This is a genomic window from Paenarthrobacter sp. AMU7 (genome assembly GCF_041200195.1).
Classification (GTDB): domain Bacteria; phylum Actinomycetota; class Actinomycetes; order Actinomycetales; family Micrococcaceae; genus Arthrobacter.
Genome location: NZ_CP165735.1, coordinates 3,683,213 through 3,698,787, shown reverse-complemented (window position 1 = coordinate 3,698,787; position 15,575 = coordinate 3,683,213). Strand labels below are relative to the sequence as shown.

Sequence of the window (15,575 nt, the reverse complement as noted above, 5' to 3'; positions counted from 1 at the left end):
GGCACTAAGTGTCAGCTTGCGGGCTTGAGTGCGGGCGCTGCGGTGCTCTTGCGGATTTCCACCCTGGGCGAGAACTCGTCCTGTGCCTGGGTGGTGGCTTCGCCGGCTTGCTGGATCTGTTCGCGCATTCTCCGCCAAGCGAGGCTTCCGAGCTCGTTGATGGGCACGGCAGCAGTGGTCAGCGGGGGAGTGGTGTATTTGGCGAAGGGGATGTCATCGAAGCCTGTCACGGAGATGTCCTCCGGAACCCGCACCCCGCGCTCATGCAGGCCGCTGAGCAGCCCCATGGCGACGAGGTCGTTGAATGCCAGGATTCCGGTGGCACCACTGGCAATGATGGCCTCCGTGGACTCATGGCCGGAATCGAAGTTGGATCCACCGTGGAGCATCTGCAGTTCGATCTCCGGATGCTCGGCGCGGAACTGGTCCAGGCCCACCAGGCGTTGGCGGTTGGAAGCGCTGTGCTCGGGGCCGGACAGGAACACGAGGCGGCGGTGTCCCAGGGAGACCAGATGCTGCGCCAGTTCCTGGATGCCCTGCCCGTAGTCAACGCTCAGGCTCGGAGTGTTGGTGGCGATGGTGGTGCGGTTGATGAGCACCAGTGGGTGCAGGGTGGGCGCCAGCTCTTCAAGTTCGGCGTCGGCCATGCGGGGTGCGCAAAGGACCACGCCATCGCAGCGGCGCCGGGCTTCGCCGGCCAGGATGGCTTCCTCGCTGGTGACTTCGGAGGAGTCGGCAATCAGGACGCGGTAACCATCCTGTGCGGCGGCGATACTGAGTCCGCGGAGGATGGCCTGGAAGGTGGGGTTGGCCAGATCCGGAACCACGATGCCGATGGTGTCCGTCTTTCCCAGTGCAAGGCTGCGCCCCACCGGGTTGGGCTGGTACTTCAATTCCGCTGCGGCTGTCCGAACCCGCGCCGCGATTCCGGGATCCACTGCGGCGTTACCGTTCATGACGCGTGAAACGGTGGCGTGAGAGACGCCGGCCTTCTCCGCGACATCAGCTATCCCGACGCGCCTGTTGGTGTTCCTGCGTGCCATGTGGCCCCTTCCCATTGGTCGTCTCCCGAATGCGCCGTCGTTGGAGCAGTGGTTGACGTGACCACCAGAGTCTTGATACAAAGCTTATAACGCTCTGAGAAAACGCTTTCTCATGATTCTTCCCATACGAAGCCGGGCCGTCAAGCGGTTCACTCCTGCCTTTTGAAAGGGGCATCCCTCATGGCAAACATGGTCACCGTCGACTCAGCCGAGACCCAGACCGAAACGGCCGCACCCACTGCCCGGACTGAAGGCCACCACCGGACACGCATCGCCCTCATCGGCACCGGTGGCCGCTCGGAAATGTATATCCGGGCCATCTATGGGCAGCACTCGGACGTTGCGGAACTTATTGCGCTCTCCGACGTCAACCCGGGCCGGGTGGACTTCTACCAGGAGCTCATCAAGGAGCTTGGCGGAACAGAACCCGTTGCATCCTTTGAGCCGGGCCAGCTCACCAGCTTCATCCAGTCCAACGACATCGAGCGCGTCATCGTCACGACGCCCGACTACACCCACGCGGACTACATCGTTGAGGCGCTCGAGGCGGGTGCCGACGTCGTGGTTGAAAAGCCGCTGACGATTGACGTTGACGGATGCCGCCGTATTACGGAAGCGGTGGCGAAGACCGGCAAGAACGTGGTGGTGACGTTCAACTACCGCTACTCGCCGCGCAACACGGCACTGAAGGAAGTCATCAAGAACGGCGTGATCGGCAAGGTCACCTCCATCGACTTCAGCTGGGTCCTGGACACCGTTCACGGCGCGGACTACTTCCGCCGCTGGCACCGTGAAAAGAAAAACTCCGGCGGCCTGCTCATCCACAAGGCCTCCCACCACTTCGACCTTGTTAACTGGTGGATCAACGATGTTCCGGAGCGCGTTTTTGCCTCCGGTGGCCTGCGCTTTTACGGCGACAAAAACGCAGCAGAGCGCGGCTTGGGAGCACGTCCGGAGCGCGGCACCGTAGATGGCCTTGAGCACGATCCCTTCCGCCTGGACATGCGCGACGACGAGCGCCTGAAGGCCCTGTACTACGACAACGAAAAGTTCGACGGCTACATCCGTGACCAGGACGTCTTCACCGAGGGCATCACCATCGAGGACAACCTGGCCCTCGTGGTGGACTACCAGGGCGGCCCGACGCTGAGCTACTCGCTTAACGCCCACAGCCCGTGGGAAGGCTACCGCGTCACCGTCAACGGCACCGAAGGCCGGGCTGAACTCGAAGTGGTGGAACGCGCCGCCGTCGAGTCCAGCACCGACAAGAAGACCGTGGTGGACCCGAGCGCCACTCCCATCGAGGAAGAGGATGCCGTACGCCGCAACGGTGAGCGCCTGGTGGTCCAGCGCCACTGGGAAGCTGCCTACGAAGTTCCGATCGTCAACGGTGAGGGCGGCCACGGCGGCGGCGACAACCTGCTGCTCTCGGACCTTTTCAATGGTCCCGGCATTGATCCACTGGGCCGTCCGTCCGGCTACATCGACGGACTCCGTTCCGTGTCGGTGGGCATTGCCGGCAACCAGTCCCTGGACACCGGCCAGCCCGTTCGTATCAGCGAACTGGGACTCGGCGCCGACCTCAGCCGCAGCCAGGCCTGACCGGTTCACTACCAATCAAGGACAAGACCATGAGCAGGATTTTCGTTACCGGAGGTTCCGGCCGCCTGGGACGCAGCGTTGTGGCTGGACTGGCAGACGCCGGCCACAAGGTGATCTCGGTGGACCGGGACGCCATCCCCGCGGAGCAACTGCCCGCCGGAGCCGAGCAGTACACCGCTGATCTTTTGGCACCGGGGGAAGCGGAGCGGCTCATCCGCGAAACAGCGCCCGACGCCGTCATCCACCTCGCTGCTATTGCCGTACCTTTCAGCGCACCCGAGGACGTCATTTTCAGCACGAACACCCGTCTCGCCTACGCGGTGGTCAGTGCCGCTACCGAAGCGGGCGTCCCGAAGATCGTGACGGCGTCCAGCCCCACCGCCCTGGGTTATGGCTCACCGGCAGGGTGGCTGCCGCCGTCGTTCCCTCTGGACGAGCAGACACCGCCCAAGCCGTGGAACGCCTACGCGTTGTCCAAGCTGATCGCCGAGCAGACCGTGCAGATGTTCGCCGCAGCACAGGGCGACAAGATCCGGTACGCGGCATTCCGCCCGTGCTACGTCCTGTCCCCGGAGGAATGGGAAGGCGCCCTGACGCAACAGGGGCACACCATCCGGCAGCGCCTGGACGATCCCGCATTGTCCGCACCGGCCTTGTTCAACTATGTGGACGCACGGGATGTGGCTGACTTCCTGGACGTGCTTTTGCAGAAGATGGACAGCATCCCCAACGGCCAGGTCTTCTTTGTTGGCGCCAAGGATGCCTTGGCTACCGCGCCCCTGGCGGAATTGTTCCCGCGATTCCTGCCTGGCAGCGGACCGCTCACTGAACACCTGACCGGCACCAGCCCGGCGTTCTCCATCGACAAAGCCCGCGAGCTCCTCGGCTGGGAACCCAAGCGTTCGTGGCGCACCGAACTCACCCCGCCGTACGAAGGCGCGGACACTGCGTCTGACCACCAGAACGCCGCAGCACTCAACCCCGCAGCACTCAATGACGAGAACCACGCCGGACTGGTCCCGGCGGGAGCAACCAAGGAGACCCCATGAAATTCGACGGCGTACTGTTCTTCCCCGTCACTCCCTTTGCTGAAGACGGCACCGTAGATGTGGCGTTGCTGAAGGAGCACATCACCTCCCGCCTGCCGTTCGGTCCCGGCGGTGTCTTCCCCGCCTGCGGCACTGGCGAATTCCATGCCCTGTCCATCGATGAGATCCGCACCGTGGTGACCGCCGCCGTCGAGGCTGTTGCTGGAGCAGTTCCCGTGGTCTCCGGTGCCGGTGGACCGTTGGGTCACGCCATCGCGGCAGCCAAAGTGGCCGAGGAAGCCGGCGCGGATGCCCTCCTGGTGCTCCCGCCCTACCTCGTCACAGGTCCCACGGACGGTGTAGTGGCCTACGTCGAGGCGATCGCCGCCGCGAGCAGCCTGCCCGTGATCGTGTACCACCGCGGTACGGCCAAGTTCACCGCCGAGGCCATCACGCACCTCACCGCCAACCCGAAGGTTGTTGGCTTCAAGGACGGAATCGGCGACGTCGGCCTGGCCCAGGAAATCGTCTCCGCGATCAACGCCAGCGGCCGCACCGACTTCGCCCTGTTCAACGGCCTGCTGACCGCAGAGCTGACCCAGGGTGCCTACCGTGGCCTCGGCATTCCGCTCTACTCCTCGGCAGCGTTCGCGATGGCCCCCGAAATCGCCAAGGCCTACTACGACGCCTACGTCTCCGGTGATGAAGAGCGCCGCCATGCTCTGCTCGAAGGCTTCTACGCCCCGCTGGTCCGGCTCCGCGACCAGACCCCGGGCTTTGGCGTTTCCCTCATCAAAGCAGGCCTGCGCCTGGCCGGGCTGCCTGTTGGCCCGGTCCGTCCTCCGCTGGTGGACCCCAGGGAAGAGCAATTGCTGGAGCTCAAGTCCATCCTGGCCAAGGGCCACGAGCTGGCCGGCAGCTGATGACGGCCCGCATCACGGGCCTCACCACCCGGCTGATCACGGTTCCGCTGCTGCGCAGCTGGGGCGCCGAGGCACCCGAGAACCATGTGATCGTTACAGAGCTGACCACGGACGACGGCGGCAGGGGCCACGGTTTCTCATGGACACCCACCATTGGTCCCCAGGCGGTCAAAGCCCTCTTGGATTACGACATTGCAGCGTTCATCCTTGGCCTCGAAGCCAACCCGGAGATGGTGTGGGACCAACTCTGGCAGCGGCTGCATGAGGCCGGTGGGGGAGGCCTCACCACCATCGCGATGGCCGGCGTGGACCTGGCCCTGTGGGACCTGAAAGCACGGCAGGCGGGCACCTCGGTCACAGGACTGTTGGGCCAACGCCGGGAATCGGTGGAGGTTTATGGCTCCGGAGTGAACCTCCATTACACCCTGGAGCAGCTCGTGGAGCAGGCGCAGCGATGGGTCGCTGCCGGGCATCACGCCGTGAAGATCAAGGTGGGCAAGCCCGAACTCCGTGAAGATGCTGAACGCGTTGCCGCTGTCCGGCAGGTCATCGGCCCGGACCGGTTGCTCATGATTGACGCCAACCAGCGTTGGGACCTGGCCCATACCTTCCGTGCTTTGGACGTCTTGGGGGAGTACGGACTGGAATGGCTGGAAGAACCGATCCGGGCCGACGATCTCTGGGCTTACCGGCGTTTGCGCAAGCACTCTCCGGTACCCATTGCCTTGGGGGAAAACGTCCACACCATCTACCGTTTCCGCGACTTCATCCAAGCCGAAGCCGTGGACATCATCCAGCCCAACATCGTCCGGGTGGGCGGCATTACGCCGTTCCGCAGGATCGTTGAGCTGGCCCGGGCCAACAGCATCAGGGTGGCGCCGCACCTGCTTCCGGAGCTCTCCGGGCAGCTGGCGCTCACCCTTGCCGAAACCGTAAGCGTGGAGGACGTGGAAGACGCGTCCTTCGAACAACTCGGAATACTGGCCGGGCCTTCGCCGGTACGGATCAACAACAGCAAGGGCCAGAGCACACTGAGCAGCACAGGCCGCCCCGGACTGGGCTTTGACTTCGCCGGAGCGCCCGCACCGCCGCTGCCCGCATCTGAGAGCGCCGCATCTGAGACCGCCGCCCCTGAGAGTAAAGGAAACCGCATTGAGTACAGCAACTCTTGACCTGACAGCCATCACCGCCGCAGCCACGGCAGCAGCAAAGGTGACCGCAGCAGCAACCGATGCCGAGCGCGCGGCCTGGCTGACCGCCGTCGCCGACGCCCTGGACGCCAACGTCACCGAACTGGTGGCCATCGCCGATTCCGAGACGAGCCTGGGCACCGTCCGGCTCACCGGGGAGGTGGCCAGGACCAGTGGCCAGCTGAGGCTGTTTGCCAAGGTCATCACCGAGGGGTCCTACCTCGAAGCCGTGATCGACCACGCCGACCCGGCCTCCACACCGCCGAAGCCCGACCTGCGCCGCATCCTGCGTCCGATCGGTCCGGTAGCTGTGTTCTCGGCGTCGAACTTCCCGTTCGCTTTCTCCGTGGCCGGTGGAGACACCGCGTCGGCACTGGCAGTGGGTTGCCCGGTGGTCGTCAAGGCGCACTCGGGCCACATCCGTCTCTCCGAGCGGACCGCCGAGATCGTCACCGATGCCCTGGCCAAGGCCGGCGCGCCGGAAGGCATCTTCGCCCTGGTCAGTGGCCGCGAGGCGGGCACCGCCTTGGTCCAGGACCCCGCCATCAAAGCCGTTGGCTTCACCGGCTCCATTCCCGGCGGGCGCGCACTGTTTGATCTCGCGGCCTCCCGTCCGGAGCCGATCCCGTTCTACGGTGAGCTCGGCAGCCTGAACCCCGTGGTCATCACTGCGGAGGCCTTGGCCGAGCGTGGCCGGCAGCTCGCCGCAGGCCTTGCCGGTTCATTCACGATGGGCGCGGGCCAGTTCTGCACCAAGCCGGGACTCGTGTTCATCCCGGCCGGTACTGACTTCGCCTCGCACCTGGCCGAGGCCAGCAAGGACAAGCCCACCGCTGCCATGCTCACCGAGCGCATCGCCGAGGCCTACCCGGACGGACTCCGTAACGTCGCAGACCAGCCGGGTGTCGCCGTGGTCAGTGGCACCGTGCAGCAGGACAGCCTGGCCGACGGCGCCGCACCAGTGGTGTTCTCCACCAGTGCAGCCAACGTGCTGGAGCGCCCCGACGAGCTTTTGGAGGAGTGCTTCGGCCCCACCACGCTGCTTATCGAGTACGCCAACCAGGAGGAACTGTCCGCGGCCCTGGCCAAGGTTCCGGGCAGCCTCACGGGCACGGTGCACGCGGAACCGGGTGAAGACGTCTCCGCACTTGTGGAGCAGCTCAGCGGTTTGGCTGGCAGGGTCCTGTTCGACGGCTGGCCCACAGGTGTTGCCGTGAACTGGGCCCAGCAGCACGGCGGCCCGTACCCGGCCACCACATCGCTGTTCACTTCCGTAGGGGCTACCGCTGTACGCCGCTTCCAGCGTCCGGTGGCATACCAGGATGCTCCGGAGACCGTCCTGCACCCGGCCCTGCGCGACGCCAACCCCCTGGGCATCCCCCGGCGTGTGGACGGCGTGCTGACGCTCAGCTAAACCACCACTTGGGTCACGGGAGACGAAAGGGGCGGGATCACCACACCGGTGATCCCGCCCCTTTCGTGTGAGGTGTCAGGCGTTACGGGCGCAGCGTCAGCGGACGACGGCGGCCGTCCACGTCGGTGGTCGGCCACCGGTCGTCGGTGGTCAGGACGCGCACGCCGGAATCTGTGAGCAGGACAGTGTCCTCGATCTTTACGCCGGGCCCGGACGGGTTCCACGTGAAGGGTTGGTTGAGCACCACCGTATCCGTGGCCTCTGCAGTGACCCGGGGATCGCGGCCTGCATAACCGGCCGGCCCGCCCTGGTGATGCAGCGTCCACTGATCTTCGCCGAAGCCATGCCGCGCGTAAGCCAGCTTGATCTCGGCGAAGATCCCATTGAGCCGGGCTCCGGGGACCGTGGCACGGAAGATGTCGGCCTCCACGGCGGCAATCCGGGCCTCGGCGTCGAGCTCCTGGGGCGTACCGGCGTCGAACGCTACCCACCGGGTCACGTTGGCAACCAAGCCATTCCGGCGGGCGCACACCACCGCCATGGCGCGCCGTCCAATGGGGGAGTGCGTAGCCAGCGGATGGCGGAAGTCGCTGCGGGAAGCACCGTTGCAGAGCAGGACCAACGGTTCGGCGCCCGCCGCCACAATCCGCGCGGCCAGGTCCGAGACGAGCTGGAACTCCGTAGTCTCCGGGGTTGCCGCGGTGAGGACGTCCGTCATGGCAGCGGCGGCATCAGCGGACAGCCCGGCATAGCGGGCAGCCTCGGCCGGGAGCAGTTCCTGGCGGGCCGCACGCAGTTCTGCGGTGACGGCTGCTTCCACCAAAGGGTCACCATCAACGGCAAGGCCAGCCGCCGCCGCATGCAGTTGACCGTGCCACGGCACGGTGTGAAGGCTGACGCCGTCGGGCAATTCCTCGGCAGCGATGCGCCCGGCCTCGTTGTTGAACGTCACCAGGTGGTCGCCGTCGCGGTCCACCAGGAGGGCTGCGATGGGGTCGCCGGCCAGGCTGATGTGGACACGGCTCCCATCCAGGTACCAGGTGAGCGCTGTGTTGGTCGTCAGAAGGAGCGAGTCGCGGCCTGCGGCGTCCAGGATATCCAGCACACGCCGGCGCTTCACTGCGCGGTCTGCGGCGTTGCCGGGTGCCGTGCGGGCTATGGCGCCCGCCGGCGTCGATGCCGGTGTTGGTGCCTGGCCGGTGAACGGCGGCGTGGATTGAGTGGGCGTGGTCATGCCGGTTCCCCCAAAGGTGAGATGAGTTGTTCAATGTCTTGTGTTGCCAGGAAGCCGTCCGTGACGAGCACGGTGACCGTCCGGTGGACCGGGTTGCCGGGCGCGGTGGTCACCGGGGCGTCCCAGGCCAAGGAAAGTCCGACGCCGGGATAGCCCGAGTGCCGCACGAACCACGGGTCCGGTGCCTGCGGTGAGGCAAGGAACACCAGCGTTGCCGGGTGCCCCAGTCCAGGGTCGCCGGTGACGCGCGCGGCGCTGGCCGTTCCGGCGTCGAAGGTTCCCGACCATGCCAACCACGGCGCCGTGGTGCCGTGAACAGCGTCCTCGCCGCGCGAATCGGGGGTCCAGATGGTGGCATCGCTGACTTTCGGCAGCCGCCAGAAGAAGCCTCCATAACCACCCTGTGGCCGCCCGTTGGAACCCGGGCTGCCCAGCTGCACCGGACGTCCCGTGGCGGGTTCCAGCGTGAAGTCGAGCGTCAGTTTCCACGCTGAAAGCCCGAAGGCGGCCCAGCGCCATTCGCGCTGTTCGCGGAGTATTGGTGATCCGTCTGGACCGAGCCAGCTCAACTGTTCGCGCCGATGTCCTTCAGCGTGGTCCGCGGAGTCTGTGACGATACGGCCGTGGTCGTTCAGCCAGACGTAGGCGCCGGCGTCCCTGGTGTAGGTGCGCCCGCCCCAGAAGTTGATGCCGTCCACGTCCTGGATGGCGACGCCCGCGCCCAGATGCCACACGTGGTCTTCCGGGACGTGATCCGTCACCACGGTCCCCGCAAGTGTTCGAACGGGGTGCAGGTAAGGACGGGGTGACGACGTGGGGCGGATGCTGTTTCCGTCCTGGAGCATTGCGACGGGCGTGTCATTGACGCGGAATTCGGCCAGGTTTGACGGGACGGCCCCAGAGCCGGCAGCGGATTCCGTCCACGGCGCTCCGAGCTCAGCAAAGGTGGCTTGCCCCAACGCTGCCCGGCGAATCAACGATTCGATGCCGCGCACCACGGGGTGGGCGTCGTCGCCCTCGCCTTCCCACGTGACGTAGTCCGGGTGGATCAGCCGGGGAGCCTCTGCCGTGCGGATCGCCTCGAGCACCGACACATACGCGCCGACGCTACTGAGGGGGCTGAGGAGATCCTCCTCGCTGCTGGCGGACAGCAGGTTCTCCAGCAGGTCGGTCCGTCCGAAGGTCTCGCTCCGGACACCATGGGGTGTGGTGATCTCAACCCGGTCCTCTGTATAGAAGAGCGTCAGCTGCCCCAACGTGCCGTAGATGGTGACTGCGGGCGCCGACTGCACCGGTGCGCACAACGTCAGGGCACACGTCAGCACAGGGCCTCGCATCAGTACGGGTCCTCCCGGCAATCCAGGGCGGCTGGTGGTTCGGACCCTCACCACTGAAGTGTCGTCGCTCTCGGTGTCATTGGCCCGGTAGAGGTCCGTCTCCACAGAGGCAACGTCGGAGACCGTTCGTGCCCCGGCAAGCCGCAGCCCCGTCGCCACAGCGTGTGCCAGGGCGTTGGTGACCACGCCGTCCACCACGTCTGTCCCGTTCAGGCTGCGCTTGCCGGCCCAGCGGGAACGCTTGAAGTAGGACTGGGTCCTCAGCCACAAACCTGTTGCGCTGAGGCCCCGGACCTCACCAATTTCCCCCGCCGCCACCAGTTCTTCAATGGCGGGAAGGGCTTCGGAGCCAAGGCTTTGGAACCCCACCTGCACCAAGCGGCCGGCGCTCGCGGCCGCTGCCATGACTTCTTGGTACTGCTCCCTGGAAGCCACCGGGGGCTTTTCCAGGTACACGTCGGCGCCGGCCTCGAGTGCAGCCATGGCCAGGGGCGCATGCGTTTGGATCGGCGTGGAAATGATCACGACATCCGGCTCGACTCCCGCCGCCAACAGCGCATCGAGGGAAGGGAAGACCTCAACTCGGGGGCCAAGTTTTCCGTCGGCGGGAGGACGCGGATCGGCGACGGCCACCAGGTCCAATGCACCGGCAGCAGCCAGCCGATCCAGGTTGTCGAGGTGCCGTTCGCCGAAACCGTGGACACCCACCAGTGCGACACGGGGGAGCCGGGAGTGAACCTCCGCAGCGGAGACTGTCAGGGGCTGGGTCATGAGGCTGTCCTAGTGGGGTCAGGTGCGGGGGAACTGCCGGAGGGGGTCGGTTTCAGGGCGGCGGCAAGGAAGGCCGCGGCCTCGTCCTGCATGGCCTGGGTGAAGACATGGGGTTCCTGCCAAAGACTGCCGGTGTACCGGGAGGGAAGGTTCTCCACCAGGTGTTGGTGGGCATCGCGCATTCCTTGTTCAGGGAAAAGCTGGTCAGCCATGCCGTATTGGACCAGGATCTTGGCGGTGGAGCGCGTGGCCAGGTCCGGCCAGTCACCCAGCCTGGCTAGACCGGGGGAGTGCAGCAACCACGAGTGGGCATCCAGGTACGCCGGCAGCAGCGAGCCAAAGGTGGTCATCATGCACGTCACCACATAGCTGCGGATCAGGGGACTCAAGGCAGCGAGCACCATGGCACGCCCGCCTCCGCCGGAGAATCCGAGGCAGCCGAGTCGTCCGGGATCCACCCCTGGGAGCGCCGCGAGGATGCCCAGCGCGGCAAGGTCGTCATGCGCCACGGTTCCGACGATACTGCTGCCGAGCAGCGTTGCGGCTTTGGACACGGTTTCCTCGTGGGCGGCTGCGGCTGCGTTGTATTGTTCCGCTGCGGAAGGTTCGACGCCGGACTCCCGCCAGAGTGCCCGCTGCCCGTTAACGGCGGTGGCGGTCCGCCAAGGCAGGGTGTCAAGGCCAAAGCCCCGGCTTCCCCACATGAAAGTGTCGTGGGCCAGCACTGCGAAGCCCTGCTGCGCCATCCAGGTGGCGAGAGCACGGCCATCATAGAGTTTCGTTCGCACCTCGGCCGGGAGGGAGTTATCCGGAAGGGCCACGAGCCGTTCCGCGCCGTAGGCCTTGACTCCGCCATGGCAGTGCAGGGCGAGTACGCCGGGCAGGGGGCCGGTTTCCCCGGCGGGCCGGACGAACCAAGCCGCTGTCCTCGGCCCAAAGCCCAACTGCCATGACAAGTGGGAGGTGGTGACGTCGTCGTGCACTGTCTCGGAGTGCACCGTGTACTCAAGGTCCGGTGTTACGGAAGGGACGCCAAGTGTGTCGGCCAGTTCCTGGGCGGCCGGAGAAGCCGCGTTGAAGCGATGGCGGACGGCGTAGTCCGGCCAGTCTTCGTAGCGCGTCAATGCGCTGGGGCGGACGGGCGTATCTTCCATGTCAGCCGCGCTCATGGCAGTGGCAGTCGGTGGGGAACAATGATGTCCTGCCTTTTCGATGCATCAAGGTGTGCGGGGGCGCACGCCGGACCTCTTCAGCGTGGGGGAAATCGGATGGGGCGGCTTCGTCAGAAAACGCTTTCTCAAAAATTAGCAAAAGGCTGTACATGGGTCAAGAAAACGTTTACTTTGGTACGGAGCCGCTGAAGCCCGGGAGTTGCACCCCGGTCCTTCAAGGGGAAGGGCCGGAGCGTCGGCGTCCCGGAAGGCAAGCACCAACCAGACTCGAAGTCCGTGGATGGCCACGATGACCAAAGGAGACCACATGGCCGCTGTACTGCACACGGGGACGCCGCAAGGCGTTCGCGGGCCGGCGAGGGGGAAGCGATGAGCGCCATAGGCGAACTCTCAACGATGACCCGCCGCAAGGGCCCCATGACCAAGGAGGAGAAGAAGGCGAACGGCCGCGACAACAAGGCCGCGTACATCTTCCTTTCGCCGTGGTTGGTGGGTTTGGTGGCCATCACTGTTGGCCCCATGTTGATGTCGTTGTACCTGTCCTTCACGGACTACAACCTTCTGCAGCCGCCTGAATGGGTGGGCCTGGATAACTTCGTCCGCATGTTCGGCGATGCCCGGCTTCACAACTCGCTGGGTGTGACCTTTACGTACGTGCTGGTGGGTGTTCCGCTGCAGTTGGCGGTGGCGCTGATCATTGCACTGGTCCTGGACAAAGGTCTCCGCGGGCTTCCGTTCTACCGGTCCATCTTCTACTTGCCCTCCCTGCTGGGCGGCTCCGTTGCCGTTGCCATCCTGTGGAAGCAGATCTTCGGCACCACCGGCCTGGTCAACCAGGTCCTGGCGATGGCAGGCATCCAAGGCCCCGGTTGGATCTCCGACCCCAACACCGCCCTCGGCTCCATCATCCTGCTGCACGTCTGGACCTTCGGCAGCCCCATGATCATCTTCCTGGCCGGCCTGCGACAGATCCCCGTGATGTATTACGAGGCGGCCGAAGTTGATGGTGCCACCACGTTGCAGAAGTTCTGGCGGATCACCCTGCCGATGCTGAGCCCCATCATCTTCTTCAACCTGGTGCTGCAGATCATCGGTTCGTTCCAGTCGTTCACCCAGGCGTTCATCGTCTCCGGCGGCAACGGCGGCCCGTCCGACTCCACCATGTTCTTCACCCTTTACCTGTACCAAAAGGGCTTCGGCCAGTTCGATATGGGTTACGCCTCAGCGATGGCCTGGTTCTTGCTGGTCATCATCGGTGTCTTTACTGCCATCAACTTCATCGCTTCAAAGTATTGGGTGTTCTACGATGACTAAACTCCAGACCCTCCCCGCAGCTTCATCCGACGACGCCAAAGCCGGCAAGCCCGGAAAAAGCCCGCGCCGCCGCGAATCCCGTGGCAGCCTCGCCTTCAGCCGCAGCGCCCGCATCAAAGGCCTGATCAAGCACGCCATCCTGATCGTCGTGGGTGGTGTGATGATCTACCCGCTGCTGTGGATGGTGGTCTCCTCCTTGCGGCCCAACGATCTGATTTTCCGCGAACCCGGCCTCTGGCTGGAAAACCTGGAAATGAGCAACTACACCGATGGCTGGTCCGCGCTGACGCACCCGTTCGGGCACTACATGGTCAACTCGGCAATCGTGGTCCTGGGTTCCATCCTGGGCAACCTGATCTCCTGCTCCATGGCGGCGTACGCTTTCGCCCGGCTGCAGTTCAGCGGCAAGAAGATCTTCTTCGGCATCATGCTGCTGACCATCATGCTCCCGTTCCACGTGGTGATTGTGCCCCAGTACATCCTCTTCTCGCAGATCGGCTGGGTGAACACCTTCTGGCCGCTGATCGTGCCCAAGCTCCTGGCTACGGACGCGTTCTTCGTGTTCCTTATGGTCCAGTTCATCCGCGGTATTCCGAAGGACCTCGACGAAGCAGCGCGCATCGACGGCGCCGGCCACCCCAGGATCTTCCTCCGCGTGATCCTGCCACTGATGGTCCCGGCCCTGGCCACCACCACCATCTTTACGTTCATCTGGACGTGGAACGACTTCTTCGGAGCCCTCATCTACCTGACGGACCCGGACATGTTTACCGTACCTGTGGCCCTCAGGGCTTTCGTTGACTCGCAGTCGGCCACCAGTTGGGGATCGCTCTTCGCGATGTCCATAGTGTCCCTGCTCCCCGTGTTCCTCGTCTTCCTGTTCGGCCAGCGGTTCCTCATCAAGGGCATCGCCACCACCGGCATCAAATAGGCCGGGAGCAGCGCCTGGAGGGGGCGGCGGTTGCCGCCCCCTTGTGGTGGGTGCCGCCCGGGTCAGGGGTCTACAGCGGTGCGTACCGCCGTCGCGCCCTTCAACAACTAAGACAAGTTTGCATCTTGTAATACAAGATTGTGACTTGTATCATAATTCTCAGCAAGAAAACGCTTTCCCAATCGCATCAGGATCAATGAAGATCGGAGACAACAGTGCCGGTACATCCCAAAGGTGAGGCAGTCGCCCCCGGAGCAGGGGCAACACCTTCGGCTCCCACAGCCCAGGCCCCCACGGCCCAGCGCAGGAAGCGCAGAGTTCGCGCCTCAGCGCTGGTCGCAGCCACCGCAGCAGCCGTCCTCGCCCTCACCGCTTGCGGCGGCGGCGGAGGATCGGACGCCAAGAGCGCCGACGGCAAGGTGGAGCTGCGCTTCGCTTGGTGGGGCGGTGACAAGCGGGCCCAGGTAACCCAGGCGGCCATCGCAGCCTTCGAAGCGGAGAACCCCAACATCAAGATCAAGCCCGAGTACGGCGACTGGAGCGGCTACTGGGACAAGCTGGCCACCCAGGTGGCAGCCAACGATGCTCCCGACATCATCCAGATGGACGAGAAGTACATCACCGAGTACTCCACCCGCGGTGCCCTGTTGGACCTCTCCAAGTACCAGATCGATACCTCCAAGCTCGATGAAGCCGCGCTGGAAGCCGGCAAGGGCGAGAAGGGCCTGACCGGCATCGCTGCAGGCATCAACGCCGCGACTATCCTGGCCAACCCGGCAGTCTTCCAGGCAGCGGGCGTCGCCATTCCGGACGACAAGACCTGGACCTGGGAGGACTTCGAGCGCGTTGCCGCCGAGGTCACCGCAAAGTCGCCCAAGGGCACCTACGGCGCCGCCGCTTACGGCACGGATGAAGCTTCCCTCGGAGTATGGCTCCGCCAGAACGGCAAGTCCCTCTACACGGAGGACGGCAAGCTGGGTTTTGAGCCTTCGGCCATCGCCGAATGGTGGGGCTTCCTGAAGGAACTCAGCGAGAAGAAGGCAGTTCCGTCGGCATCTGAGGTTGTTGAAGCCGAAGCCGCTCCGCTGGACCAGAGTGGCCTGGCTACCGGCAAAAACGGCCTGGCTTTCTGGTGGTCCAACCAGCTCCCCGCACTCGAGAAGGCTGCCGGCGGCGAACTCCAGATCCTGCGTTTCCCGTCCAAAACGGGCAAGGCGGAAGACGCCAAGCTCTGGTACAAGGCTTCCCAGTTCTGGTCCGCATCATCGCGCACCAAGCACCCGGAAGAGACTGCCAAGTTCATCGACTTCCTGACCAACAACGTCAAGGCCGGCGAGGCACTGCTGGCAGACCGCGGCGTGTACCCGAACTCCGAGGTCCGTGAGGCCATCGCCCCCAAGCTGGCCAAGGCCGACGTCAAGGTTGTCAGCTTCATCGACGGGATCAAGGGGGAACTTGGCGACGCCCCGGCAGCACCGCCGAAGGGTGCAGGCGCCATCCAGGAAATCATCAAACGCTACACCTCGGAGGTCCTGTTCAACAGGCTCTCCACTGAAGAGGCCGGCAAGAAGGCTGTGGATGAAATGAAGTCCGCCATCAGCTAGCTTTCCTCAGAA

The 15,575-nt window shown here is 64.9% G+C and carries 12 protein-coding genes; 8 read left to right on the top strand and 4 right to left on the bottom strand.

Features of this window, described 5'->3' with window-relative positions:
• Window positions 1-11: 11 nt before the first annotated feature.
• A complete protein-coding gene (locus ABQM86_RS16960) occupies window positions 12-1,043 on the bottom strand; it encodes a LacI family DNA-binding transcriptional regulator (protein WP_207594519.1) in 1,032 nt (343 codons plus the stop codon).
• A 189-nt stretch (window positions 1,044-1,232) separates the two neighbouring features.
• Between ABQM86_RS16960 and ABQM86_RS16955 the strand changes: the two genes are divergently transcribed.
• From ABQM86_RS16955 to ABQM86_RS16935, 5 genes are read left to right on the top strand one after another with little or no spacing between them, the layout of a single operon-like run.
• Window positions 1,233-2,645: a Gfo/Idh/MocA family oxidoreductase gene (locus ABQM86_RS16955; protein WP_280628031.1), complete on the top strand. Its 1,413-nt coding sequence runs from the start codon at window positions 1,233-1,235 to the stop codon at window positions 2,643-2,645.
• Window positions 2,646-2,674: 29 nt separating this feature from the next.
• Window positions 2,675-3,694, top strand: coding sequence for an NAD(P)-dependent oxidoreductase (locus ABQM86_RS16950; protein WP_280623472.1), 1,020 nt, complete (start codon window positions 2,675-2,677; stop codon window positions 3,692-3,694).
• Window positions 3,691-4,596, top strand: coding sequence for a 5-dehydro-4-deoxyglucarate dehydratase (locus tag ABQM86_RS16945; RefSeq protein WP_369745040.1), 906 nt, complete (start codon window positions 3,691-3,693; stop codon window positions 4,594-4,596). Before ABQM86_RS16950 ends, ABQM86_RS16945 begins: the two co-directional genes overlap by 4 nt.
• Window positions 4,596-5,768 carry a mandelate racemase/muconate lactonizing enzyme family protein gene (locus tag ABQM86_RS16940; RefSeq protein ID WP_369745039.1) on the top strand — a complete coding sequence of 391 codons (1,173 nt, stop codon included), beginning with the start codon at window positions 4,596-4,598 and terminating at the stop codon, window positions 5,766-5,768. The genes ABQM86_RS16945 and ABQM86_RS16940 overlap by 1 nt, the downstream gene beginning before the upstream one ends.
• Complete coding sequence (locus ABQM86_RS16935) at window positions 5,749-7,200, top strand: aldehyde dehydrogenase (NADP(+)) (RefSeq protein WP_207594515.1); 1,452 nt, start codon at window positions 5,749-5,751, stop codon at window positions 7,198-7,200. Before ABQM86_RS16940 ends, ABQM86_RS16935 begins: the two co-directional genes overlap by 20 nt.
• 82 nt (window positions 7,201-7,282) lie before the next feature.
• Here ABQM86_RS16935 and ABQM86_RS16930 read toward each other — a convergent pair whose 3' ends face one another.
• From ABQM86_RS16930 to ABQM86_RS16920, 3 genes are read right to left on the bottom strand one after another with little or no spacing between them, the layout of a single operon-like run.
• Window positions 7,283-8,434 (bottom strand): M24 family metallopeptidase, encoded by a 1,152-nt coding sequence (locus ABQM86_RS16930; RefSeq protein ID WP_369745037.1) that lies wholly within the window; start codon window positions 8,432-8,434, stop codon window positions 7,283-7,285.
• On the bottom strand, window positions 8,431-10,542 hold the full coding sequence (locus tag ABQM86_RS16925) for a DUF6807 family protein (protein ID WP_369745035.1): 2,112 nt from the start codon (window positions 10,540-10,542) through the stop codon (window positions 8,431-8,433). The genes ABQM86_RS16930 and ABQM86_RS16925 overlap by 4 nt, the downstream gene beginning before the upstream one ends.
• Entirely contained in the window at window positions 10,539-11,711 is a 1,173-nt protein-coding gene (locus ABQM86_RS16920) for an acetylesterase (RefSeq protein ID WP_369745034.1), read from the bottom strand. Before ABQM86_RS16920 ends, ABQM86_RS16925 begins: the two co-directional genes overlap by 4 nt.
• Before the next feature lie 372 nt (window positions 11,712-12,083).
• Between ABQM86_RS16920 and ABQM86_RS16915 the strand changes: the two genes are divergently transcribed.
• The 3 genes from ABQM86_RS16915 to ABQM86_RS16905 all read left to right on the top strand — a co-directional run bounded on the left by ABQM86_RS16915 (window position 12,084) and on the right by ABQM86_RS16905 (window position 15,563).
• Window positions 12,084-13,028 carry a sugar ABC transporter permease gene (locus ABQM86_RS16915; RefSeq protein ID WP_280623466.1) on the top strand — a complete coding sequence of 315 codons (945 nt, stop codon included), beginning with the start codon at window positions 12,084-12,086 and terminating at the stop codon, window positions 13,026-13,028.
• Window positions 13,021-13,959 carry a carbohydrate ABC transporter permease gene (locus ABQM86_RS16910; protein ID WP_207594512.1) on the top strand — a complete coding sequence of 313 codons (939 nt, stop codon included), beginning with the start codon at window positions 13,021-13,023 and terminating at the stop codon, window positions 13,957-13,959. Before ABQM86_RS16915 ends, ABQM86_RS16910 begins: the two co-directional genes overlap by 8 nt.
• Before the next feature lie 215 nt (window positions 13,960-14,174).
• Window positions 14,175-15,563: an ABC transporter substrate-binding protein gene (locus ABQM86_RS16905; RefSeq protein ID WP_369745033.1), complete on the top strand. Its 1,389-nt coding sequence runs from the start codon at window positions 14,175-14,177 to the stop codon at window positions 15,561-15,563.
• The last annotated feature ends 12 nt before the right edge of the window (window positions 15,564-15,575 follow it).